This is a genomic window from Actinomadura sp. 3N407 (assembly GCF_052245875.1).
In the GTDB taxonomy this organism is placed as follows: Bacteria; Actinomycetota; Actinomycetes; order Streptosporangiales; family Streptosporangiaceae; genus Spirillospora.
Window position 1 is genome coordinate 34,752 of sequence record NZ_JBQQBP010000010.1, and the last position, 22,361, is coordinate 57,112.

General features: G+C 72.5%; 20 protein-coding genes. 10 read left to right on the forward strand and 10 right to left on the reverse strand.

Features of this window, described 5'->3' with window-relative positions:
- Nucleotides 1–99: 99 nt before the first annotated feature.
- Nucleotides 100–1,308, forward strand: coding sequence for an MFS transporter (locus ACTWPP_RS24720; protein WP_443106991.1), 1,209 nt, complete (start codon nucleotides 100–102; stop codon nucleotides 1,306–1,308).
- Between the two features lie 7 nt (nucleotides 1,309–1,315).
- Here ACTWPP_RS24720 and ACTWPP_RS24725 read toward each other — a convergent pair whose 3' ends face one another.
- Nucleotides 1,316–2,020 carry a UdgX family uracil-DNA binding protein gene (locus tag ACTWPP_RS24725; RefSeq protein WP_443106727.1) on the reverse strand — a complete coding sequence of 235 codons (705 nt, stop codon included), beginning with the start codon at nucleotides 2,018–2,020 and terminating at the stop codon, nucleotides 1,316–1,318.
- A gap of 99 nt (nucleotides 2,021–2,119) precedes the next feature.
- Here ACTWPP_RS24725 and ACTWPP_RS24730 point away from each other — a divergent pair, with 99 nt between their 5' ends.
- From ACTWPP_RS24730 to ACTWPP_RS24740, 3 genes are all read left to right on the forward strand, one after another.
- Nucleotides 2,120–2,821: a metal-dependent transcriptional regulator gene (locus ACTWPP_RS24730; protein ID WP_443106728.1), complete on the forward strand. Its 702-nt coding sequence runs from the start codon at nucleotides 2,120–2,122 to the stop codon at nucleotides 2,819–2,821.
- Nucleotides 2,822–3,034: 213 nt separating this feature from the next.
- The gene (locus ACTWPP_RS24735; RefSeq protein ID WP_443106729.1) at nucleotides 3,035–5,410 is read left to right on the forward strand and encodes a SpoIIE family protein phosphatase; all 2,376 of its coding nucleotides are present in this window, start codon (nucleotides 3,035–3,037) and stop codon (nucleotides 5,408–5,410) included.
- Nucleotides 5,411–5,414: 4 nt separating this feature from the next.
- Entirely contained in the window at nucleotides 5,415–6,410 is a 996-nt protein-coding gene (locus ACTWPP_RS24740; protein ID WP_443106730.1) for a zinc-dependent alcohol dehydrogenase family protein, read from the forward strand.
- Nucleotides 6,411–6,489: 79 nt separating this feature from the next.
- On the opposite strand, the gene ACTWPP_RS24745 is transcribed toward ACTWPP_RS24740, so the two are convergent.
- Nucleotides 6,490–7,356 (reverse strand): class I SAM-dependent methyltransferase, encoded by an 867-nt coding sequence (locus ACTWPP_RS24745; protein WP_443106731.1) that lies wholly within the window; start codon nucleotides 7,354–7,356, stop codon nucleotides 6,490–6,492.
- 250 nt (nucleotides 7,357–7,606) lie between these two features.
- Nucleotides 7,607–7,768, reverse strand: coding sequence for a hypothetical protein (locus ACTWPP_RS24750; RefSeq protein WP_443106732.1), 162 nt, complete (start codon nucleotides 7,766–7,768; stop codon nucleotides 7,607–7,609).
- 109 nt (nucleotides 7,769–7,877) lie between these two features.
- Here ACTWPP_RS24750 and ACTWPP_RS24755 point away from each other — a divergent pair, with 109 nt between their 5' ends.
- The 4 genes from ACTWPP_RS24755 (at nucleotide 7,878) to ACTWPP_RS24770 (ending at nucleotide 12,566) form a co-directional block, all read left to right on the forward strand.
- Entirely contained in the window at nucleotides 7,878–8,279 is a 402-nt protein-coding gene (locus ACTWPP_RS24755) for a hypothetical protein (RefSeq protein ID WP_443106733.1), read from the forward strand.
- A 95-nt stretch (nucleotides 8,280–8,374) separates the two neighbouring features.
- Nucleotides 8,375–10,411, forward strand: a complete 2,037-nt coding sequence (locus ACTWPP_RS24760; RefSeq protein ID WP_443106734.1) for an MFS transporter — start codon at nucleotides 8,375–8,377, stop codon at nucleotides 10,409–10,411.
- Between the two features lie 140 nt (nucleotides 10,412–10,551).
- A complete protein-coding gene (locus tag ACTWPP_RS24765; protein WP_443106735.1) occupies nucleotides 10,552–11,697 on the forward strand; it encodes an acetyl-CoA C-acetyltransferase in 1,146 nt (381 codons plus the stop codon).
- 89 nt (nucleotides 11,698–11,786) lie between these two features.
- A complete protein-coding gene (locus tag ACTWPP_RS24770; RefSeq protein ID WP_443106736.1) occupies nucleotides 11,787–12,566 on the forward strand; it encodes an enoyl-CoA hydratase/isomerase family protein in 780 nt (259 codons plus the stop codon).
- Nucleotides 12,567–12,611: 45 nt separating this feature from the next.
- Here the strand turns inward: ACTWPP_RS24770 and ACTWPP_RS24775 are convergent, their stop codons facing one another.
- On the reverse strand, nucleotides 12,612–13,703 hold the full coding sequence (locus ACTWPP_RS24775) for an RDD family protein (protein ID WP_443106737.1): 1,092 nt from the start codon (nucleotides 13,701–13,703) through the stop codon (nucleotides 12,612–12,614).
- Nucleotides 13,704–13,775: 72 nt separating this feature from the next.
- Between ACTWPP_RS24775 and ACTWPP_RS24780 the strand changes: the two genes are divergently transcribed.
- Complete coding sequence (locus ACTWPP_RS24780) at nucleotides 13,776–14,771, forward strand: stage II sporulation protein M (protein ID WP_443106738.1); 996 nt, start codon at nucleotides 13,776–13,778, stop codon at nucleotides 14,769–14,771.
- On the opposite strand, the gene ACTWPP_RS24785 is transcribed toward ACTWPP_RS24780, so the two are convergent.
- Nucleotides 14,772–15,416: an AraC family transcriptional regulator gene (locus ACTWPP_RS24785; RefSeq protein WP_443106739.1), complete on the reverse strand. Its 645-nt coding sequence runs from the start codon at nucleotides 15,414–15,416 to the stop codon at nucleotides 14,772–14,774.
- Nucleotides 15,417–15,439: 23 nt separating this feature from the next.
- On the opposite strand from ACTWPP_RS24785, the gene ACTWPP_RS24790 reads away from it, so the two are divergent.
- Nucleotides 15,440–16,570 carry an MFS transporter gene (locus ACTWPP_RS24790; RefSeq protein ID WP_443106740.1) on the forward strand — a complete coding sequence of 377 codons (1,131 nt, stop codon included), beginning with the start codon at nucleotides 15,440–15,442 and terminating at the stop codon, nucleotides 16,568–16,570.
- Here ACTWPP_RS24790 and ACTWPP_RS24795 read toward each other — a convergent pair.
- The 5 genes from ACTWPP_RS24795 to ACTWPP_RS24815 form a co-directional block, all read right to left on the reverse strand.
- The gene (locus tag ACTWPP_RS24795; protein WP_443106741.1) at nucleotides 16,537–17,829 is read right to left on the reverse strand and encodes a DUF58 domain-containing protein; all 1,293 of its coding nucleotides are present in this window, start codon (nucleotides 17,827–17,829) and stop codon (nucleotides 16,537–16,539) included. The genes ACTWPP_RS24790 and ACTWPP_RS24795 overlap by 34 nt on opposite strands.
- Nucleotides 17,829–18,797: an AAA family ATPase gene (locus ACTWPP_RS24800; RefSeq protein WP_443106992.1), complete on the reverse strand. Its 969-nt coding sequence runs from the start codon at nucleotides 18,795–18,797 to the stop codon at nucleotides 17,829–17,831. Before ACTWPP_RS24800 ends, ACTWPP_RS24795 begins: the two co-directional genes overlap by 1 nt.
- Before the next feature lie 92 nt (nucleotides 18,798–18,889).
- The gene (locus tag ACTWPP_RS24805) at nucleotides 18,890–20,158 is read right to left on the reverse strand and encodes a DUF4350 domain-containing protein (RefSeq protein ID WP_443106742.1); all 1,269 of its coding nucleotides are present in this window, start codon (nucleotides 20,156–20,158) and stop codon (nucleotides 18,890–18,892) included.
- Entirely contained in the window at nucleotides 20,152–20,829 is a 678-nt protein-coding gene (locus ACTWPP_RS24810) for a DUF4129 domain-containing protein (protein WP_443106743.1), read from the reverse strand. The genes ACTWPP_RS24805 and ACTWPP_RS24810 overlap by 7 nt, the downstream gene beginning before the upstream one ends.
- Nucleotides 20,830–20,879: 50 nt before the next feature.
- Entirely contained in the window at nucleotides 20,880–21,980 is a 1,101-nt protein-coding gene (locus ACTWPP_RS24815) for a hypothetical protein (RefSeq protein WP_443106744.1), read from the reverse strand.
- Nucleotides 21,981–22,361: the final 381 nt, after the last annotated feature.

Sequence of the window (22,361 nt, forward strand, 5' to 3'; positions counted from 1 at the left end):
GCCCCGGTCCCGGAGGAACCCCTGAAGGACGGCAAGGCCCGCAAGACGGCGCGGGGGAGCAGGCTGCGCCGGCTGGCGATCGACACCCGGCCGCTCGCCCTGCCCGCGTTCCGGCGGCTGTGGCTGGGGCAGGGCGTGTCGTTCGTCGGGTTCCAGGTCACCGCCGTGGCCGTCCCCGTCCAGGTGTACGACATGACCAGGTCGTCGTTCTGGGTCGGTGTGCTCGGCTTCGTCAACCTCGTCCCGCTGATCGTGTTCGGGTTGTGGGGCGGGGCGGTGGCCGACCACATGGACCGGCGGAAGCTGCTGTTCGTCTCGTCCTGCATCATGTGGGTGGCGACCCTGCTGCTGCTGGCCCAGGCGCTGCTCGGCGTCGGGAGCCTCACCCTCATCATGGCGGTCGTCGCGGTCCAGGCCATCGGGTTCGCGGTGGCCTCGCCGACCCGAAGCGCGATCATCCCCCGGCTGGTCGACCGGCCGCTCGTCCCGGCGGCCAACACCCTCACCTTCACCGCCAGCCAGTTCGGGATGCTGGCCGGGCCGCTGTTCGCCGGGGTACTGCTGGCCCGCTGGAACTACGCGGCGGCCTACGCGCTCGACGCCGTGCTGTTCAGCGTCGCCCTCTACGCGGCGCTCCGGCTCCCCTCCATCCCCCCGCTCGGTGAGATCACCGGCTCGCCCGGCCTGCGGTCGGTGATCGACGGGCTCCGGTACCTGGCCACGCAGCCGGTGCTGCTGATGTCGTTCGTCGTGGACATCATCGCGATGGCCGTCGCGATGCCCCGCGCGCTGTTCCCCGAGGTGGCCGAGACCCGGTTCGGCGGCGACGGCGCCGTCGGGTACCTGTTCGCCGCGATCGCGATCGGCGCGTTCCTCGGCGGGCTGATGTCCGGCTGGATCGGGCGGGTGCACCGCCAGGGCATCGCTCTCGTCGTGTCCATCGTGATCTGGGGCCTCGCGGTCGCCGCCGCCGGGCTGTCCGGGCGGTTGTGGCTCGTTGTGGTGCTGCTGGCCGTCGGCGGCGCGGCGGACCTGGTGTCGGCCGTCTTCCGCCAGTCGATGCTCCAGACGTACGCGCCGGACGAGATGCGCGGCCGCCTCCAGGGCGTGTTCACCGTCGTCGTCGCGGGCGGGCCGCGGCTCGGGGACGTCCGCGCGGGCGCGACGGCGAGCGTCGCGGGCGCGACCGCGTCCTGGGTGGGCGGCGGCCTCGCCTGCGCGGCCCTGGTGATCGTCGCGGCGTTCGCCGTGCCCGCGCTGCTCCGCTACGACACCCGCACCGCCGGGACCGTGCCCGTGAAACCCTGAGCCGATGTCAGCCGAGCGCCGAGGCGGCGACCTTGAGGTCGTCCACCAGGCCCTCGTACATCGCGTCGCGGTCTTCGGCGCGCAGGACGGCGGACGGGTGGATCGTCGCGACGATCCGCGCGCCGGCCCGTTCCGGCGGCGCCTCGCCGATCTCCCGTCCGGCCGCGGGGGTGCCGATCGTCTCCAGGTCGGGCAGCGGGAGCAGGCGGCCGCGCTGCTTGGTCACGCGGAACGAGGAGCCGAACAGGGCCTTGCCGGCCGTCGCGCCGAGCACGACGACCACGTCCGGGTCCAGGAGCCGCAGCTCCGCCAGCAGCCAGGGACGGCACGCGCGCATCTCACCCGCGTTCGGCGGTTCGTGGATGCGCCGTTTGCCGCCCTCCTGCCGCTTGAACTTGAAGTGCTTGACGGCGTTGGTGACGTAGACGTCGCCGCGTTCGATCCCGGCCTCCACCAGCGCCCGGTCGAGGACGCGTCCGGCGGGGCCGACGAACGGGAGGCCCTTGCGGTCCTCCTGGTCGCCGGGCTGCTCGCCCACGAACATCACCCGCCCGCCCGGCGATCCATCGCCGAAGACGGTCTGGGTGGCGTTCTCGTACAGGCCGCAGCCGCGGCAGCCGGCCGCCGCGCGGCGCAGCGCGTCCAGGTCGGCCCGCTCCTCGGGCGTCTGGGGCAGGAACGGTTCCGCGTCAGGGGAAGGTTTCGCGTTCATCTTGCGTTCCCTCGTACCCGGCTTGACGAGGATATTCGCGGGGCCCGGCGGTGCGGGGTCCGAGCAAGTAGACTCGTGCCCATAAGACTGGAGGGAGCTGTGACCTCACACGGCCTGATCGATACCACGGAGATGTACCTCCGGACGGTTTTCGAGCTCGAAGAGGAGGGGATCATTCCCCTCCGCGCGCGCATCGCCGAGCGGCTCTCCCAGAGCGGCCCGACGGTGAGCCAGACGGTCGCGCGGATGGAGCGCGACGGGCTGCTGCGGGTCGAGGGAGATCGGCACCTCGAGCTGACCGAAAACGGTCGCGGTCTCGCGACACGCGTCATGCGCAAGCACCGCCTCGCCGAATGCCTGCTGGTCAACGTGATCGGACTGCCCTGGGAGGACGTCCACATCGAGGCATGCCGGTGGGAGCACGTGATGTCGGAGGACGTCGAACGCCGCCTGGTCGCGCTGCTGGACAACCCGACCACCTGCCCGCACGGCAACCCGATCCCCGGCCTCGGCGAACTGGGCGCCACCGGCGTCGACGCCGACACCGCGCCGTTGTCGGTGATGACCGCGGTGGCCAGCCCCGGCGGCGCCGGCGCCGTGATCCGGCGGATCAGCGAGCAGGTGCAAAGCGACAGCGACCTGATGCTTAGACTCAAGCAGATAGGGATACAACCGGGACGAGAGGTGACTCTTCGGGCGACCGATGACGGGGTGCGGGTGATCAGTGAGGACGAGGCCGACAGTCCCGCGACGGAACTGCCGCGCGACATCGCCGAGCACGTGTTCGTCAGCAGGCGCTGACTCGGCGGGCATGCGTGTCGGCGGCGATCGCGGCTTCGTCTCGACGGTCTATACCGAAGATCTCCGTGGCATCGCGCCTTTCGGGCGTATCCAGGCGGCGGGTTCGTCGTTCAATACGACGAGACGAACACGTGCGACGTTCGTGCCGCGACGCCCGGTGATCATCCGGGCGGCGGCCCGGGCGGGGACCGCGACTGGTATCGGGATGGGGAGATGAGCCACTGGGGGGAAGCGCCTGACGAGGCGTATCTGCCGCCCGAGACCGTCCTGAACCAGATGGAGATGGCGGTCATCGTCTGCGACCGCTTCAGCAACGTCATCTACGGCAACGCCTTCGCCCGGCAGCTGTTCGGGTTCGGCGGCGACGAGATCATCGGTCACTCCGTCCTGTCCCTGGGAATCGCCGAGGAGGACCACGAGCAGGCCACCGAGCTGGCCAAGCACGTCCTCAAGGGCGGTGTGTGGGAGGGCACGTTCTGCAACCTGCGCGCCGACGGCACCACCGTCTACACCCGCGCGCACGCCGTGCCGCTGCGTCACCCGTCCGGCGCCGTCGACGGCGTCGTCATCTTCGCGCGTGAGGCGCTGCGCTCCAACCAGCGCGAGCAGGACCGCTACGGCCTGATGGAACGCATCGGCGAGCGGCTCGCCGGGTCCCTGGAGCTGGAGAGCACGCTGCGGCGCGTCGCCGACACGCTCGTCCCGCAGTTCGCCGACCACTGCTTCATCGACCTGTACAGCGGCGACCGGCTGTACCGGCGGGTGTCGCGGCACGCGGGCGGCTGGGAGCCGCCCCCCGGCACCTGGGCCGAGGTCGGCGAGCCCGTCTCCTACCCGCCGGGGCACTTCAGCGAGAAGGCGATGAGCCGCCGCGACGCCGTCCTCGTCGAGGACATGATCCAGCACCGGTTCGCCGCGCCGACCGAGTCGTCCAAGCGGCTCGGCGACGAGATGGGCATCACCTCGGTGATCTCGGCGCCGCTGCTGGTGCGCGGCGAGATGCTCGGCGTGATGAGCCTGGCGCTGTCGAACCTGACCAAGCGGCCCGACCCGCACTACGACGGCTTCGACCGCGACCTGATGGGCGCGATCGCGAGCCGCGTCGCGCTCGCCGTGGACAACGCGCTGCTGTTCGAGGAGGAGCGCGACACCGCGCTGGCGTTCCAGAAGCATCTGCTGCCCGGCGACCGGCCGCCCCCGCTGGACGGCCTGCAGATCGCCTGGCGGTACGAGCCGGCCCGCCCGCTGGAAGCGCACGGGCACGGCATCCAGACGCAGGTCGGCGGCGACTGGTACGACGTGATACCGCTGTCGGCGGGCCGCGTCGGCCTCGTCATCGGCGACGTCGAGGGCCGCGGCGCCCGCGCCGCCGCGGTGATGGGGCAGCTCCGCGCCGCGCTGCGCGCCTTCGCCCAGGACGACAAGCCGCCCGCCGACATACTGCGCAAGCTGGACGAGTGGGTCCGCACGATGACCCGGCCCGAGCGGATGCGCTCCGGCTGGAACAGCGACGACCTCGTCCGCCCGCCGCTCGTCTCGTGCACCTACTTCGTCTACGACGCGTGGTCGCGGGTGCTGGAGTTCGCCAACGCGGGCCACGACCCGCCGATGCTGATCGTGGACGGCCAGGTCGGCGAGCTGCCGTTCGAGAGCGAAGGCGGCATGCTCGGCCTCCGCGCCCCCGGCATGGGCGGCGAGATCCTCTTCAACGAGGAGACGAGCGAGCTGAAACCGGGCTCCACCCTCGTCCTGTACACCGACGGCCTCATCGACCGGCGCCCCAAGGACGACGGCGAGTACTACACCCGGGAGGAGTCGCGGGAGCTGGTCCGCGCCGCCGTCGCCGAGGCCTCCCGCGGCGGCGTCGAGGCGGTCGCCAACGCCGCCTACGAGGCGGTGCCCGGCGACATCGACGACGACGTGGCGATCGTCGTGATCCGCACCGCCGGCGACGAGCTGGCCGTCGAGGAACGCACCTTCACCGCCCAGCCGATCATGGTGTCGGAGGCCCGCCGGATGGCCGCCGACACGTTCGCGTCCTGGGGGATGCTGGACGAGCAGTCCGAGCTGGCGTGCCTGCTGGTCTCCGAGGTCGTCACGAACGTCGTCCTGCACGCCACGGCCACGCCCACCCCGCGCCGCGAGGTGGGCGTCCCGGTGACGGCCGGGCCTCCCGGGCGCGGCGGCGAGCCGCTCGGCGCACCGCCGCCCGTCCAGTTCAACACCGAGTTCGGCGCCGGCGCGTACGACACGGGCTCCTACGACACGGGTGCGTACGACACCGGTTCGCTCGACGGCGAACCGTTCGACGGCGGCGCGTTCGCCGAGGACGACTGGAACCTCGGCGCCGACCTCGGCCGCCGCGAACCGCCGACCAAGGAGTTCCGCCTCCGCCTCCGGCGCGGCGCCGACGCCATCTGGGTCGAGGTGTTCGACTCCGACATGCGGCTGCCGCGCATCCGCAGCGCCGGCGAGACCGACGAGGGCGGCCGCGGCCTGTACCTCGTCGACCAGCTCGCCACCCGGTGGGGTGCCCGGCCGACCGCGGACGGCAAGGCCGTCTGGTTCGAGCTTCCGCTGACGCCCTGACCTCATGCGCGCGTGGGTGGTGCGAACCCCGTCCCCGATCTCGTCGGGCCCGCTCGAACGCGCCGACCGCGACAGTGAGTCGCCGGGGCCGGGGGAGCTGCTCGTGCGCGTCCTGGCGTGCGGAGTCTGCCGGACGGACCTGCACATCGCCGAGGGGGACCTGCCCGTCCACCTGCCCGGCGTGACCCCCGGCCACGAGATCGTCGGGGAGGTCGTCGCCGCCGGCCCCGGCGCGCTGCACGGTCCCGGCGACCGGGTCGGTGCCGCCTGGCTGCGCGGGACGTGCGGCGCGTGCCGCTTCTGCCGCCGCGGCGCCGAGAACCTCTGCCCGTCCTCGGTCTACACGGGCTGGGACGCCCACGGCGGCTACGCCGAATACGCCCTGGCCGTGGACGCCTACGCCTACGCGCTGCCGCCCGAGCTGGACGACGTCCGGGCCGCGCCGCTGCTGTGCGCGGGCATCATCGGCTACCGCGCCCTGCGCCGCGCCGCCGTCCCGCCCGGCGGGCGCCTCGGCATCTGGGGATTCGGCGGCTCCGCCCACCTGGCCGCGCAGATCGCGGTCGCCGAGGGCGCCGACGTGCACGTCTTCACCCGCAGCCCCGCCGCCCGCGAACTGGCGCGTGAGCTGGGCGCGTCCTGGGCGGGCGACTCCTTCGACCCCGCACCCGCCCCGCTCGACTCGGCGATCGTCTTCGCCCCGGCGGGTGCGCTCGTCCCGGCCGCCCTGGAACGCCTCGACCGCGGCGGGACGTGCGCCGTCGCGGGCATCCATCTGAGCGACGTCCCGTCCCTCGACTACCAGCGGCACCTGTTCCAGGAGCGTGAGGTCCGGTCGGTGACGGCGAACACGCGCGCGGACGGCGAGGAGTTCCTCACCTTGGCCGCCCGCCTGAACGTGGCCGTCACCACCCACCCCTACCCGCTGGACGAGGCGGACCGCGCACTGGCCGACCTGGCCGCGGACCGCTTCACCGGCGCCGCCGTCCTCGTCCCCTGACCGTTGAGTTGCGGCGTGTCGCCCTTATGGAGGCGCCCATTAGGCCCATTAGGGCGACACGCCGCATGTGAACGTGTGTTCAGGGAATGGGTTCGGCGGCCACGTGAGCCCACGACTGGGTGAACCAGAGTTCGCCGCCGATGATGCGGGGTTTCGCGCCGGTGCGCGGGCCGCCGTCGACCTCGTCGGCGAGGGCGGCGCGGATGCGGTCGGCGGTCGCGTCGTCGCAGGACCCGGCGAGCCACGGCTCCACGGGACGTTCCACGGTGAACACGTCCAGGCGGCGGATGCTGCCGCCTGCCGTCGTGATCATCTCGGTGAGGCGGGCGATGGACGGGGTCCCGGGATGGTCGGGATCGCGGAGCCGCTGGATGCGGTCACGGTCCGGCCCGGCGAGGTTGCCGCGGACCAGGTCGGCGATGATCAGACGTCCGCCGGGCCGGCACACCCGCAGCAGCTCGCGCAGCACCGGATCGGGGTCGCCCAGGTTGTAGAGCGAGAACCGGGCCGTCACCAGGGAGAACGCGTTGTCCCTGTACGGCAGCGCGGTGGCGTCAGCCTTGATCGTGGTCTGGTCCGGCCCGACCGGATGCCGCCTGCGGTCCTCGCGCGTCTCGGACGCCGGCGGCGGGTCGTCTCCGGTGATCCGGACCGGGCCCGTCCCGAACTCCACCGTGGACGTCCGCCCGTGCGTCCCGCGCGCGTCGTGGGCGCCGGGCGCGCCCTGGGCGCCGCCGGGTGTGCCGTGCGTGCCGGGCGCGGGCATCGCGTCCACGGCGGTCATGTGGCGCACCTGCGGGCCGAGCGCGGCGGGCATCGGGCCGTGGCCGCGCGCCACGTCCAGGCACACGTCGTCGCGGGCGGGTTCGACGAACTCCAGCAGTCGCCTCAGATGCGGGGCGATCGCACCGCCGGTCTCCTGGATCGCGGGCGCCGGGTGCGGCACTGGGGTCTCCCTCGGCTCGTGCCGGCTTCGCCGGACGGGGTGTCGCTCGCGTCCGCCGCGCGGGGCCAGGGCCGGGGGGCCTGGTGCACCCGGACGATCCGGGTGACTCACGTCTGCCTCGGCGGGGGCGTCGAACGGGCGTGAAGCCGGTTTCGCCAGTTATGACTCTCCGTCGAGGCGGTAAGTTCGGGCGCCGCCGCAAAATTCGCCGCGCGTCCGTCTCCCGGCCGCCGGCGTCCCGCCGGCGGGGTCAGGTGTCCAGGTGCTGTCCGTACAACGCCAGCACGACCAGGACGAACACGGTGATCACCGCGATCCGGGTGGGCATGGGCAGCCGGAGGCGCACCGCGGCCCAGCGCACGCAGAACGCGGCGAGCAGTGACACGACGACGAGGCTGAGGATGCCTTCCATGGTCACCTTCATCTGTCCGGGGAGAGGGCCGCCTCCCTGAACGATAGACGTGTAAGGAAAGGGTTACCCGCGGGTTCGGTCCGGGAGCGGCACCGATAACCTCGCCCTTGTGGCAGATGCGAAGGAAACAGACGGCCGGGACCGGCTCGACGACATGATGACCAATCTGGCGCGCGGGCGGGTCGCCCTCGGCCTCGCGGCGCTCGCCGCACCCGGGCTGACCGTGAAGGCCATGGGCATGGGCGGCGGCGCCGACCCGGGCCGCGACTACATGGTCCGGGCGTTCGCCGCCCGGGAGATCGCGCTCGGCGCCGGCTACCTGCTCAGCGGGGACGACTCCGGACGCCGGCTGTGGGCGCGGCTGGGCCTCGCCGTCGACTCCCTCGACCTCATGAGCGGCGCGAAGACCCGTCCGGGGCTGCCGCTGTGGGTCACGGCGGGGGCCATGGGGGTCGCCGGCGGCGCGGCGGCGCTCGGTGCGGCGAAGGTCGCCCGCGACATCATGGGCTGACCCGCCCGCGGCCGCGTCCGGTGCCGGGCGGGTGATCTCGTCCGGCTCACGGGTAGACCTCCCCCGTTCGCGTACGGCAGAGGGGCGGGGGCGGCATGACGGCGGACGTGGTGGCGCAGGACGAGCAGGCCATGCCCAAGGGCAGGGACCTGTACGTCGTCCTCGGCGCCCTCATGCTCGCCATGCTGCTGGCGGCGCTGGACCAGACGATCGTGGCCACGGCGCTGCCGACGATCGTCAGCGACCTCGGCGGGCTCAACCACCTGGCGTGGATCGTGACGGCGTACCTGCTCGCCGCGACGGCCTCGACGCCGCTGTGGGGCAAGCTCGGCGACCAGTACGGGCGCAAGCGGCTGTTCCAGACCTCGATCGTGATCTTCCTGGTCGGGTCGGCGCTGTGCGGCCTCGCGCGGGACATGACGGAGCTGATCGTGTTCCGCGCCCTGCAGGGTCTCGGCGGCGGCGGGCTGATGGTCCTCGCCGTCGCGATCGTCGGGGATGTCGTGCCGCCGCGTGAACGCGGCCGCTACCAGGGGCTGTTCGGTGCCGTCTTCGGTGTGGCGAGCGTGTGCGGCCCGCTGCTCGGCGGCTGGTTCGTCGACAACCTGTCGTGGCACTGGGTGTTCTACATCAACGTGCCGATCGGCATCCTGGCGCTGCTGGTCATCGCGGCGGTGCTGCCCTCGACCGGGGAGCGCGAACGGCACCGCATCGACTACCTGGGGACGGTGCTGATCGTCGGCTGGGCCGTCGGCCTGGTCCTTGCGACGACCTGGGCCGGGACGCGCTACGACTGGCTCTCCGCGCCGATCGTCGGGCTGGTCGTGGCCTCCGCCGTCCTGATCGGGGTGTGGCTGCTCGTCGAGCGCCGTGCCGCCGAGCCGATCATGCCGCCGCGGCTGCTGGCGGACTCGGTGTTCTCGCTCGGTTCGGCCATCAGCTTCGCGGTCGGGTTCGCGATGTTCGGCGCGCTGACGTTCCTGCCGATCTTCCTGCAGGTGGTGCACGGCGTCTCGCCCACGCTGTCCGGGGTGCACCTGCTGCCGATGATGCTCGGCATGCTGGTCAGCTCGATCGGCTCGGGGCAGCTGATCAGCCGGTTCGGCCGCTACAAGATCTTCCCGGTGGCCGGTACCCCGATCATCGCGCTGGCGCTGTACCTGTGCTCGCGGCTGGACGAGAACGCGTCGACGCTGTCGATGAGCCTGCGGTTCGCGCTGCTCGGCTTCGGGCTCGGCCTGGTGATGCAGGTGCTCGTCATCGCCGTCCAGAACGCCGTGTCGTACCGGGACCTCGGCGCCGCCACGTCCGGCGTCACGTTCTTCCGGCAGATCGGCGGGTCGTTCGGCGTCGCGGTGTTCGGCTCGGTCTTCAGCAACCGTCTCGCCGCCCACGTGGAGGATCTGGCGCCTGTCCTGCCCCCTGGCTTCGACCCGTCGGCCGTCCAGGGCAACCCTCAGCTGCTCGACCGGTACCCCGCCGAGGTGCAGCAGGGCGTCCTGCACGCTTACGCGCAGTCGATCGACTCGGTGTTCCTGTGGGCCGTCCCAGTGGCGGCGGTCGGGTTCGTGCTGACGTGGTTCCTGCGTGAGGTTCCGCTCCGGGCGACGTCGCAGACGCGTGACTACGGCGAGGGCTTCGGCGCGGCGCCGACCGTCCGTTCGTCCAGGCACGAGATGGAGCGGGCGTTGAGCGAACTCATGCGCAAGGACCCGAAGGCGCTCGAACTCTACGAGCGGCTGGGCGCGCGGTCCGGGGTCGGGCTTCCGGCCGGCAGCGTCTGGGCGCTGTGCCGGATCGCCAAGGACGTGACGGTCACGGGCCGGGAACTCGCCGAACGCGCCGGCGTCGCGATCGAACACGGCCGCCCTTACGTCGACCGGCTCGTCGACGCCGGGTACGTCCGGCGCCGGGACGGGACGCTCGCCATCACCGGTTCCGGACGGGCCGTCGCCGAGCGGCTCTTCACCGCGCGCCGCGAGGGCCTGGCCCGGCATGTGGAGGGCTGGTCGCCCGAGGAGCACCCGGAACTGGCGGACGTCCTGGCGAGGCTTGCGGAGGCGTCCCTCGGGGACGAGGCGGACGGCGAGATCCTGGGCCCCGGACCCGAGCCGACCGGACGCCGCGCATGAGTGCTCTCGCGATGGATCGATGAAAATGCTCGATGCCGAGACCCAGCTCACATGGCGTTGCATCGCGAGCGATGTAATCTCATACTGACTGACCGAATCTCACTCGGTTTCGGGACGGAACCCCAAATTTTGGAGGCGTAGTGGCCGAGGCGTACATCGTCGGCGCGGTCCGTACCCCCGTCGGTACCAAGAAGGGCGCCCTGAAGGACGTCCACCCCGCCGACCTCGGGGCCCACGTGCTCAAGGAGCTCGTCAACCGCACCGGCGTCGACCCCTCCGCGGTCGAAGACGTGATCATGGGCTGTGTCATGCAGGTCGGCCCGCAGTCCCTCGACATCGCGCGCACCGCGTGGCTGTCGGCGGGCCTGCCGGACACCGTGCCCGGCGTGACCATCGACCGGCAGTGCGGATCGTCCCAGCAGGCGATCCACTTCGCCGCGCAGGGCGTCCTGTCGGGCACCCAGGACCTCGTCGTCGCGTCCGGCGTCGAGCAGATGGCCGTCGTCCCGATGGGCTCCTCCGTCGCGATGGCGCTGGAGAAGGGCATGCCCTTCCCGTTCGGCGACGGCTGGGCCGAGCGGTACGGCCAGCAGGAGATCTCCCAGTTCCGAGGCGCGCAGCTGATGTGCGAGAAGTGGGGCTTCAAGCGCCAGGACCTCGAAGAGTTCGCCCTGGAGAGCCACCAGCGCGCCAGCAAGGCCATCGACGCCGGCTACTACGACCGCGAGATCGCCCCGATCGCCGGCCTGTCCAAGGACGAGGGCGCCCGCCCCGACACCACCCTGGAGAAGATGGCGGGCCTGCAGCCCCTCCGCGAGGGCTGGGACCTCACCGCCGCCGTCGCCTCGCAGATCTCCGTCGGCGCGTCCGCGCTGCTCATCGCGTCCGAAGAGGCCGTCAAGCAGCACAACCTGACGCCCCGCGCCCGCATCCACACCCTCGCCGTGTGCGGCTCGGACCCGGTCTATATGCTGACCGGCCCGATCCCCGCCACCGAGAAGGCCCTCTCGCGCGGCGGCCTGAAGATCGACGACATCGACGTCTTCGAGGTGAACGAGGCGTTCGCCCCGGTGCCGCTGGCCTGGGCCAAGGACACCGGCGCGTCCCTGGAGAAGACCAACCCGAACGGCGGCGCGATCGCCCTCGGCCACCCGCTCGGCGCCACCGGCGGCATCCTGATGACCAAGCTGCTGCACGAGCTTGAGCGCACCGGCACCCGCTACGGCCTCCAGACCATGTGCGAGGGCGGCGGCCAGGCCAACGCCACGATCATCGAGCGCCTGTAGTGTCGGCCTCTCCGCGGGCGCGGTGCGGCAAGGCGGCGGCGCGCTCGCGGAGACCGATGTCGTCGCGCCGCCGGGGAACGGGCTGAGGCATGTACGAAACGATCCTGTACGAGGTCGCGGACCACGTCGCCCGGATCACCCTGAACCGGCCCGAGGCGCGCAACGCCCTCAGCGACCGGATGATCGACGACCTGCTGGACGCGTTCGAACGAGCCAAGACCGACCCGGACGTCCGCGTCATCGTCCTGACCGGCTCGGGCGATCGGGCGTTCTGCGCGGGCGCCGACCTCGGCGGGCTGGGCGCCAACGGCCTCGCCGCACCGGACGCGATTCGTGAGAGCGCGCCGTTCCGCCTGTTCACCGCGTTCCCGAAACTGGGCAAACCCATCATCGCCCGCCTCGCCGGGCACGCCGTCGCGGGCGGCCTGGGCCTGGCCGCCGCGTGTGATCTCGTGATCGCCGCCGACGACGTCAAGCTCGCCACCCCCGAGGTCAACGTCGGCCTCTGGCCCATGATGATCATGGCGATCATCAACCGGAACGTCGCTCCCAAGCACGCGTTCAAGCTCTACTACACCGGCTCCCGCGTCACCGCCGCCGAGGGCCGCGAGATCGGCCTGGTCACCGAGGTCGTCCCGCGCGCGGACCTGGACGCCCGCGTGGACGAGCTGGCGGGCGTCATCGCGTCCAAGAGCCCGCTCGGACTGCGCCGGGGACGCGACGCCTTCTTCGCCGTCGAAGGCCGCCCCTTGGAGGACCAGGTGGCCCACCTGCTGGGCGAGCTGGTCGAACTCGCCGCCACCGAGGACGCCAAGGAAGGCATCACCGCCTTCCTGGAGAACCGCCCCCCGGACTTCCAAGGCCGCTGACACGAGGGCCGGCCGCGGCCGGCCCTCCAGGGCCTCAGCTCGCGCTCAGCGGCCGGGCGGGTACGGGTTGCGCGGGGGAGGGCCCTCAGCGGGCGGGTACGGGCCGCCAGGCGCCGGGCCGCCTGCCGGGCGGGGGCCAGCCGGGTACGGGCCGCTGACGGGCGGACGAGGGGCGTTCAGGACGTTCTGGTAGGGCCCGGCGCCATACTCGGACGGAGGCAGGAACTGCGGCTGCCCCGGAACGGGGGCGCTGAACGGCGGCGGAGCCGGCGGCCCCTGACGCGCCGGTCCGCCCGGCGGAGGCCCGGCCATCGCCACGGCCGGGACGGGCGCCGCGGCGGAGGCGGGCGCCCAGGGCGCCCAGCCGAAGCGCTGCATGCGGCGGGCGCGGCGCTGGGCCAGCCGCCACTCCTCACGGTGGCGGCGCTCGGCGAGGACGGCCGACAGCAGGATCTCCGGGCGCACGCCCGGCGGCGGGGGCGGGCTCACCACCTCGACGACCTGCGACGCGATCCGCTGCCCCAGCGAGTCGCGGACCTCCGGCAGCAGCTCCCAGAAACGCGACAGGTACTGCCGCGCCGTCATCGCCGTCTCGTCCGACAGCATCGACAGCTCCAGCGAGCGGGCCCACCAGACGAGCTGCGGCGGCATCACCGCCACGGGACCGAAGAACCCCGACTGGGCCCGCTCCTGGATGACGACCGTCCCGGCGAACAGGTCACCGAGCCGCTTGCCGCGCCGGTTGCAGAACGAGGTGATCAGCGCGGGCGAGCCGTAGAGCGTCCAGAACTCGATGACCCCCGCCAGCGCCCGCACGAGGGCCTGCCGGAACCGGATCGGCCCGCCGTCGTCGGCGACGACCCGGAGCCCGACGGCCATCTTCCCCAGCGTCCGGCCCCGCGACAGCGTCTCGAACACGCACGGATAGCCGACCAGGACGGCGATGACCGCGAGCAGCGTCAGCCCGACCGTCCACGCGTCGTCCGCGACGAGCGCCGTCATCGCCGTCATGTAGACCGCGATGTTCAGCAGGACCAGCTGGAAGATCAGGTCGAGCAGTATGGCGCAGCCACGGCTGGCCAGGCGCGCGACCCTGATGTCGAGCGCGACGGCCTCGCCGGTGACGAGTTCAGCCATGTCCTGATCCTCCGATTGCCTGGGGTGGGTCCATTTTGCCGGTCCGCTAGGAGAAGACGTTAGTCTCCCTGGGTGGACGTCGACGCCTACGTGGCCGCGCATAACGCCGAGTGGCAGCGCCTTGAGTGGCTCATCAACCGTGGCCGCAGGCTGACAGGCGCGGAAGCCGACGAACTGGTCGAGCTTTATCAGCGGACGGCGACGCACCTGTCGGTGGTCCGGTCGAGTTCACCCGACCCTCAGCTTGTAGGACGGCTGTCGTCGCTCGTGGCGCGGGGCAGGGCGGCGGTGGCCGGCGCCCAGGCGCCGCTCTGGCGGGACGTCACACGGTTCGCGACGGTGTCGTTCCCGGCGGCCGCCTACCGGATGCGGTGGTGGTGGCTCGGCAGCGCCGTCCTGGGCAACCTGGTGTCATTGGCCCTGGCGATCTGGGTCGTGCACAGCCCCGAAGTGCAGGCGAGCATCGGGACGCCGAACGAGATCCGCGAACTGGTCGAGAACGACTTCGCGAACTACTACACCGAGCATTCGGCGTCGTCGTTCGCCTTCCAGGTCTGGGTCAACAACGCCTGGGTGTCGGCGATCGCGCTGATATTCGGCATCCTGCTCGGCATCCCGACGGTGTACGTGCTGCTGCTGAACCAGGTCAACCTCGGCCTGACCGGCGGACTGATGTTCGCCTACGGCAAGGGCGACGTGTTCTTCGGGCTGATCCTCCCGCACGGCCTGCTGGAACTCACCGCCGTCTACCTGGCCTGCGCCGGGGGCCTGAAACTCGGCTGGACGATCATCGATCCGGGTCCGCGCCGGCGAGGGCAGGCGCTCGCCGAGGAGGGACGCGCCGCCGTCAGCATCGCCATCGGCCTCGTCGCCGTCCTGCTGGTGTCCGGCCTCATCGAGGGATTCGTCACCGGCTGGGTGCACATCACCTGGCTGCGCATCGGCATCGGCGTGCTCGCCGAGGCCGCGTTCCTCAGCTACGTGATCGTCCTGGGGCGGCGCGCCACCCGGCAGGGCGAAACGGGCGACGCCGACCTGCGCCCCGACCTCGCCCCGGTAGCCGGCTGATCACGGCCCGGGGGCGCGTTCGAGCAGGCCGCCGGCCGCCGTCCCGGACCCGGCGTCGCCGTTGAGGTAGCTCGTCGGCGAGGTCCCCACCGTCCGGCGGAAGGCCGCGAGGAACGCGCTCGGCGTCGCGTACCCCACGGCGTGCGCGGCCTGGGAGACGGGCCGTCCTTCCGCGAGGAGGGGCAGGGCGGCCCGCATCCGCATATGGGTGCGCCAGCGGTCGAAGCTCATGCCGGTGTCGCCGACGAACAGCCGCGTCAGCGTGCGCCTGCTCACCCCGGCGGCCCGTGCATGCGCGTCGAGGCTCCGCGGATCCGCGGGATCGGCCAGCAGCGCGTCGGCCACGGCCCGCACGCGTTCATCGACGGGATACGGCACGTCGATGGGTGTGGACGGCAGCGGATGCAGCAGGTCCAGCACGACGGCCTCGGCCCGCAACCGGACGTCGTCGGCGAGGTTCTCGCGGCCGAGGTGGGCGATCAGGTGGGCCAGCAGCCCGTCCACGCGGACGGGCGTGGGTTCCGTCCAGTTCAGCGCGCACCGGTCCGGTTCGAGATAGAGGCTGCACAGCACCGCGTCGCGGGTCGCCCCGGTGCGGTGGACGACCCCCGCGGGCAGCCACAGCGCCAGAGTCGGCGGCAGCACCCAGTAGGCGTCGCTGGCAACTGGTGGCCGGACGGTTCGCGCAGGGTGCGGGCGCGGCGATGGCGGGCCCGGCCGCGCTGTCACTGATCACACTGCTGTTCCCCGGCTCCGGGGAACGCGCCAGGGCACTCGGCATCTGGGCCGGGATCGCCGGTCTCGGCGGCACGGCGGGCCTGGTCATCTCCGGCGCGCTGACCGGCCTTGTCAGCTGGCGGTGGATCTTCCTGATCAACCTGCCCGTGGCCGTTCTGGCGCCGGCGGTCCTGCCGCGGCTGGTCGCCGAGAGCCGGGCCGCCCACCGGGCACGCCTGGACGTACCGGGCGCCGTCCTGGGCACCGGCGCCGTCCTGGCCCTGGTCTACGGGCTGCTCCAGGCCGGAGAGACGGGCTGGGGCGACGCGGGCGTCATCTTGCCGATGCTCCTCGCCGCCGTTCTGGCGGCCTCGTTCCTCGCCGTCGAGCGGCGCGCCGTCGAGCCGCTCGTCCCGCTGCCGTTCCTGGCGTTCCGGACCCGCGCCGTCGCCAACGCCGCCACTCTGCTGTTCTCGGCGGCCTTCTTCGCGATGGCCTTCCTCCTGATGATCCACCTGCAGACCGTGCTCGGATACGGCCCGCTCACGGCCGGTGTCGCCTACCTGCCGTACGGTGTCGGGATCCTCGCGGGCATGTGGCTCTCGTCCCGCGCGGTGACCAGCTTGGGGGCGCGCCGGACCCTGGTCACCTCGTTCCTGATCGGCTCCGCCGGGCTCCTGCTGCTGTCGGGGGTGGCGCCGGGCGACGGCTACGCGTCCGGTGTGCTGCCCGGCATGCTCGTCACCAGCCTGGGATGCGGCCTGGCCCTCCCCGCCCTGACGGTCGCGGCGGTCACGGGCACCACCGGGGAGGACGCCGGGCTCGGCTCGGCCGTCTTCAGCTCCGTCCAGCAGGTGGGCGGTGCGGTGGGGGTGGCGGTCCTGGTCAGTCTGGCCGCCCGCCGCGGCGGTTCCGTCTCCGCGGACCCGCTGCGCGCCGCGACGGAAGGCTTCTCCTTCGCGCTCACGGTCGCCGCCGCCCTCCTGGTGCTCGGCGCCGTGCTCATCGCCGTTCTGCTCGGACGTCCGCCCTCCTCGGACGTCGGGAGTCAGAGCCGGCCCGCCGCCTTGAGGGCGAGGTAGGCGTCGGCGAGGGCGGGGGCGATCTCCTCGGGCGGAGCGTCCACCACCTCGACGCCGTGCCCGCGCAGTTCGGCGGTGAGGCGGCGGCGCTCGGCGCGGGCGCGTTCGGCGGCGGCCGCGTCGTACACCGACGTGAGATCGCCGCGCCCGGCCGCCATCTCCCCGACCCGCGGATCCGACACCGCGGCGATCATCACGAGGTGCCGGGCGGTGAGCTGCGGCAGCAGCGGCAGCAGGCCCTCCTCCATCGCGGCGGTGTTCAGCTCGGTGAGCAGGACGACCAGGCACCGCTGCCGGACGCGCGCCATCAGCGTCGACACCATCCCGGCGGCGTCGCACTCGATCAGCTCCGGCTCCAGCGGCGCGAGGGCGTGCACCATCGCGGGCAGCAGGTCCGTGCGGGACGCGCCCTCGACGCGGGTGCGGACGCGCCGGTCGTAGGCGAGCAGGTCGACGCGGTCACCGGCGCGGGACGCGAGGGCCCCGAGCAGCATCGCCGCGTCCATCGAGCAGTCGAGCCGCGGGATGTCGCCGACGCGGCCCGCGGACGTGCGGCCGGTGTCGAGCACCAGGTAGATCCGCCGGTCGCGTTCGGGACGCCACGTCCGGACGACGATGTCGCCGCGCCGCGCGGTGGCCCGCCAGTCGATGGACCGGACGTCGTCGCCGTCCACGTACTCGCGCAGCGAGTCGAACTCGGTCCCCTGCCCGCGGATCAGGGCCACGTGCGCGCCGGTCAGCTCACGCAGCCGTGCGAGCTTGGAGGGAAGGTGGCGGCGCGACGGAAACGCCGGCAGGGCGCGGACCGTCCAGGGCGCGGGACGTGAAAGCTGCCGCGCGGCCAGCCCGAGCGGTCCGACAGAGCGGACCACGACGGTGACGGCCTTCCGGTCGCCGCGGCGGGTCGGCGTCAGCGTCATCTCGACGCGGCGCCGTTCCCCGGCGGGGACGTTCACCTTGACCATGCGGGGAGTGGCACCGGCGCTGGGCGGCCACACGTCCCGCAGGCGCGCTTTCAGGCGCCGCCTGCCGAGGTTCTCCACGATCAGCGACACCTCGGCCGTCTCACCGAGACGGACGTTGGTGTCGCCCACGCGGTTGAAGCGCAACGCCCGCACGTTCCCCGCCAGCGCGAGGTCGGCGACGACACCGAGCAGCAGGACGCCCCACACCGCGAACAGCGCCCACCAGCTCGGCGCCACCAGCGGGACGAGCGCGCCGAGCAGTGCCAGCAGCCCCAGGCGTCCGGTCAGCGCCATCAGCGCGGGGCGGGGACGTGGGCGAGGATGCCCTCCAGCACGCCGTCGGCCGTCGCGCCCTCCAGCTCCGCCTCGGGACGGAGCTGGACGCGGTGCCGCAGCGTCGGCCGGGCCAGCGCCTTCACATCGTCCGGCGTCACGTAGTCGCGGCCCGACAGCCACGCCCAGGCACGGGACGTGGCCAGCAGCGCCGTCGCACCGCGCGGGGAAACGCCGAGCTGGAGCGACGGGGACTGCCGGGTGGCGCGGCACAGGTCCACGACGTACGCGGCGACCTTGGGGTCGAGGTGGACGGCCCTGACCGCGGCCCGTCCGGCGGCGAGTTCGTCCGCGCCCGCGACGGCCTGCACCTCCGACAGGTCACGCGGGTCGAAACCGGCCGCGTGCCGCTGAATCATGGAGATCTCTTCGTCCCGGGTGGGGACGGGCACGGTCAGCTTGACCAGGAACCGGTCGAGCTGGGCCTCGGGCAGAGGGTAGGTGCCCTCGTACTCGATCGGGTTCTGCGTCGCGCACACCACGAACGGGTCGGGCAGAGCGCGCGCGGCGCCCTCCACCGAAACCTGCCGTTCCTCCATGGCCTCCAGAAGGGAAGCCTGCGTCTTCGGCGGCGTCCGGTTGATCTCGTCGGCGAGCAGAAGGTTGGTGAAGACGGGACCCTCGCGGAACTCGAACTCCGCGGTCCTGTTGTCGTACACCAGCGATCCGGTCACATCACCGGGCATCAGGTCAGGAGTGAACTGGACGCGCTTGAAATCCAGGTCGAGGGCGCGTGACAGCGTCTTGATGAGCAGCGTCTTCGCCGTACCGGGGACGCCCTCCAGCAGCACGTGGCCGCGGCAGAGCAGCGCGATGACCAAGCCGGTCACGACGGAATCCTGGCCGACGACCGTCTTGGCGATCTCACCGCGCAGCGCCGTGAGCGCCGCGCGGGCCGTCTCGGCCTGCCGCCGTGTCTCCTCGGACATCCCGCCCGGCGGAGTGCCGCTCACGGCACTCGCGGCGCTTCCGGCGCCCATGCCGCCGGGCACGTCGTCCTTCCCGAGCTCTACTGGGTGGTTCAAGACTGGCGTACCTGCCTTTCCAGGTCGTCGAGGACGTCGCTGAGGGCGATGAGCCCGGCGTCGTCCAAGGGTTCAGGACCGTACAGGGCCGCGCCGACGTACGTCTCGTCGTAGGGCGTGCGGTGGGCGACCGCCGAGACGATCTCCTGCGCGGCGGAGGGATCCTGCGCACTGCTGCGGGGGAGCCCGAGCAGCGGGACGAGACGTTCGCGCGACCCCGAGCGCAACGCGTCCGAGGCCCGGTCGCGGGCGTGCCCGGCGCGGTAGAGGCGGGCGCGCCCCTCGACCGTCTCGGCGGAGCGTACGACGACCGGCAGCGCCTCCGCCACGACCGGGCCGAGGCGGCGGCTCCGCCACAGGGCGACCAGCAGCACCGCGACCAGCAGCTGCAGTATGAACAGCTTGACGCCGAACGGCAGCAGATCACCGAGCGACTGCTGCCCGGCGCCCGCGCCGTCCTCCGGCATGTCGGGGACGAGCCATACCACCGAGGAAGCCGCACCGGTGCCGGTCGTGGCGAGCAGGTTCATCGCCAGCGCCGCGTTGCCCTCCTCGGTGAGACGCTCGTTCGTCAGCGGCGAGGCGGAGCCCAGCACGGTGACGGTGTTGGCGACGTTCCGCACCTGGACGACCCTGGAGCTGCCGTACTCGGTCTTGTAACACTCCGTGACGGAGCCCGTCACGTCGTACGTCTCCGACTCGTGGAGGGCGACCGGGCCCGCGAGCGTGGCGGCCCGCAGCGAACAGCCCGGCTCGTCGGCGTCCTCGAAGGTCGGGCCGTCCTTGCGGACGCGCGGGGCCAGGTCGGCCAGCGCGAACGACGTGGGCCGGACGAGCAGCAGATCGGCCCGCGCGGCGGACAGGAGGGTCAGGTCCTCCCCGGTGAGCCGCTCGGTGCGGGTCACCACCATGACCGTCCCCGGGCCGGCCTGCCGGACGGCGTCGTCCGCGTGCCTGGCCACCGACACCGGCGTCCCGTTCTGCCGCAGGATCTCCGCGAGCGCCCTGCTGCCGTCCTGCTTCGGCGACGTCGGGTCGAGCGCCTGCGGCGAGGTCGAGGGCCGCAGCGCCGCCAGGATCACCGCGATCACGACCATCGCGAGGATCACCGCCACCACGCCGCGTGCCGACCGCCAGCGGCGCCCCGCGACCTGCCGCGCGGACGGCTCCGCGCCCCGCCCGTTCTGTCCGCGCCCGTTCTGTCCGCGCCCGTTCTGTCCGCTCCGCCCGGCCAGTGTGCTTGGGGGCGGGGTCTGCGTCACCATCGGAGGCCTCCGTCCTCGCCGGCTCCGGCGAGCGTGAGGTCGTCGTCCTGCAGCGGTTTCGGCCGCGCCGCCCGCAGCCTGTCGTCCAGGTCCCTGACCCGCGCGTACCCCTCGGCGGTGCCGGGACGGTCGCCGTACCAGACGTCGTCGAAGATCCGCACACCGGCGCGCAGCTCGCCGGCCAGCTCGGGCACGGCCTCGCCCGCCTCGGCGGCCAGCTCGTCGGCGGTACGTCCCGGACGCGCCGACAGCACCGCGCGCTCCTCAAGGTCGCGGGCCACGGCGCGGAGCCGTTCGCGGATCGCCTCGGGCCACTGCCCCGCCGCCGCGTGCCGTTCCGCCGCGTCCCGGTGGTCGAGCGCCGTCGACGGCTCGCCCTCCAGGAGGGGGTCGGTCCGGGAGCGCGGGTTCCCGCGGCCCCGCATTAGCCACGCGACCAGCGCGATCACGACGACGACGATGAGCGCGATCACGACGATCGACACCCACCCGCCGCCGCTGCCCTGCGCCTCCGGGCGGGCCGTCTGGCTGAACAGGTCCTGCAGCCACTCGGAGAAGTCGTCCCAGACGCGTTCCAGCCAGGACGGCTTGTCGCGCTGGTAGATCTGCTTCTCCAGCTCGCGGCGGGCCATCTCGCGGGCCTCGTCGCGGCCGACCGGATCGAGCGACATGGGGGACATGGAGGGGGACATGGAAATGAACGGCATGGATGTGAACACGGTCATGGATGCGCCCCCGTCTCCGGACGTGCCGGTAGCGGGCCGGTCCGCCACAGGTCGATGAAACCTTCGCCCTGGTCGGTGCCGTCCTGGCCGGTGCCGTCGAGGCCGTCGGCGGTCCGGCCTTGCCGCTCCGCCGAGATGGCGGCCGCGGAACGTCCCCTGGTGCGCAGCTCCAGATCGAAGCCCTCGCGGCGCATCCGCCGGTCCATGTAGAGCAACGCGATCACGCCGGCGTCGAACGGCAGCACCACCGACCAGCTCACGATCCGCCCGACCGTGTCCACGGCGAGCGCGGCCATCGTCGAACCGCTGCCAGAAGAGTCACCGAAGAAAATCAACTGCACGAACAGGAACGGGATCCGCAGCGCGAAAAAACCCATGAACACGGTGACGAGCAAAGCGAGCAGAAGTGTCCCGCACGTCCGGAACCAGCGGCCCTTGGACAGTGTCACCGCCCGGCGAAGCGCGCCACCGACGGTCTGCCGCTCCATCACGACCGCTGGAACGGCCAAGACGAACAGAAGATAAAGCCAGACCATCAGCCCAATGCCGATGGGGAACCCCAGAATCCCGGCGGCCACGGCGAATCCGGGATTCGCGTCGGCAGCGATCAGTAGGAAGAACGGCACGATCGGCAAGACCAGCGCGCCCAGCGAGATCCCCATGACGGCCGCGGCGGTGGCGGCCAGCCGGCCAAGCCTCGGACGGGCGTCGCGCCACGCCTGCCTGGGCGCGATCGGCATGCCCACCAGCTCGCGGCCCAGGATCGGTGCCAGCAATCCCGACAGCAGCAAAATCCCGTACGCGGACAGCACGAGCCCCAGAAACGTCAGCGTGAGCTGCGCGCCGAGCGACTCCATCAGCACGTCCGGGGTGACCTCGTCGCGCGCCTCGTCGCCGATGAAGAAATACGCGGCGATCGAGCTCGTCACCTGGATGACCGTGCTGATCGCCACCGACAGCCCGAGCGAGGTGCGCGGACGCCGCCGGATACCGGCGATCGCGCCGTCCAGCATCTCCGAGATGGACATGGGGCGGAACGGGACGCCCTGCACGTCGAGTGCGTCCACGTCGTCGTCCCAGCCGTCCGGTCCCGGCATCTCGGCTCCTGCGATCTCTGGCGAGGGTGTGCCCGGCGCGTCCCGGGCCCCGTCCGGGCCGCGTCGACGACCACCGGTCAGGTCATCCTGTCACGGGCGCGGTGCCGCGATTGCCGTCACCGGCCCGGAGCGTGTCGGTCTGGGGTACTACGGCGTGCGCGGACGCCGAATCAGGCCTGTCCCGGGCGACCTTGCGCCGGTTTCGGGGGGCGCCCATACAATTCCGTGCCGCCCCTCGGATCCCGGGAGAGCCATGTACGACGCAAACGCGGGTAACCTTGCACGCCAAGGCATATCTCTCCCTGGCGAGGTGGGGCCGGAGCATCGCGCCGCCGAGTACTTTTCATCCGACGTCTCGCTGGAGCCGGCACCTGTCAGCCC

Coding starts and splice junctions, on each gene's coding strand:
- ACTWPP_RS24725 (WP_443106727.1), bottom strand. CDS start 2,020: ATGAACGCGAAACCTTCCCCTGACGCGGAACCGTTCCTGCCCCAGACG.
- ACTWPP_RS24750 (WP_443106732.1), bottom strand. CDS start 7,768: ATGGAAGGCATCCTCAGCCTCGTCGTCGTGTCACTGCTCGCCGCGTTC.
- ACTWPP_RS24770 (WP_443106736.1), top strand. CDS start 11,787: ATGTACGAAACGATCCTGTACGAGGTCGCGGACCACGTCGCCCGGATC.
- ACTWPP_RS24810 (WP_443106743.1), bottom strand. CDS start 20,829: ATGTCGCTCGATCCGGTCGGCCGCGACGAGGCCCGCGAGATGGCCCGC.
- ACTWPP_RS24760 (WP_443106734.1), top strand. CDS start 8,375: ATGACGGCGGACGTGGTGGCGCAGGACGAGCAGGCCATGCCCAAGGGC.
- ACTWPP_RS24815 (WP_443106744.1), bottom strand. CDS start 21,980: ATGCCGGGACCGGACGGCTGGGACGACGACGTGGACGCACTCGACGTG.
- ACTWPP_RS24735 (WP_443106729.1), top strand. CDS start 3,035: ATGAGCCACTGGGGGGAAGCGCCTGACGAGGCGTATCTGCCGCCCGAG.
- ACTWPP_RS24775 (WP_443106737.1), bottom strand. CDS start 13,703: ATGGCTGAACTCGTCACCGGCGAGGCCGTCGCGCTCGACATCAGGGTC.
- ACTWPP_RS24805 (WP_443106742.1), bottom strand. CDS start 20,158: ATGGTGACGCAGACCCCGCCCCCAAGCACACTGGCCGGGCGGAGCGGA.
- ACTWPP_RS24740 (WP_443106730.1), top strand. CDS start 5,415: ATGCGCGCGTGGGTGGTGCGAACCCCGTCCCCGATCTCGTCGGGCCCG.
- ACTWPP_RS24795 (WP_443106741.1), bottom strand. CDS start 17,829: ATGGCGCTGACCGGACGCCTGGGGCTGCTGGCACTGCTCGGCGCGCTC.
- ACTWPP_RS24800 (WP_443106992.1), bottom strand. CDS start 18,797: ATGTCCGAGGAGACACGGCGGCAGGCCGAGACGGCCCGCGCGGCGCTC.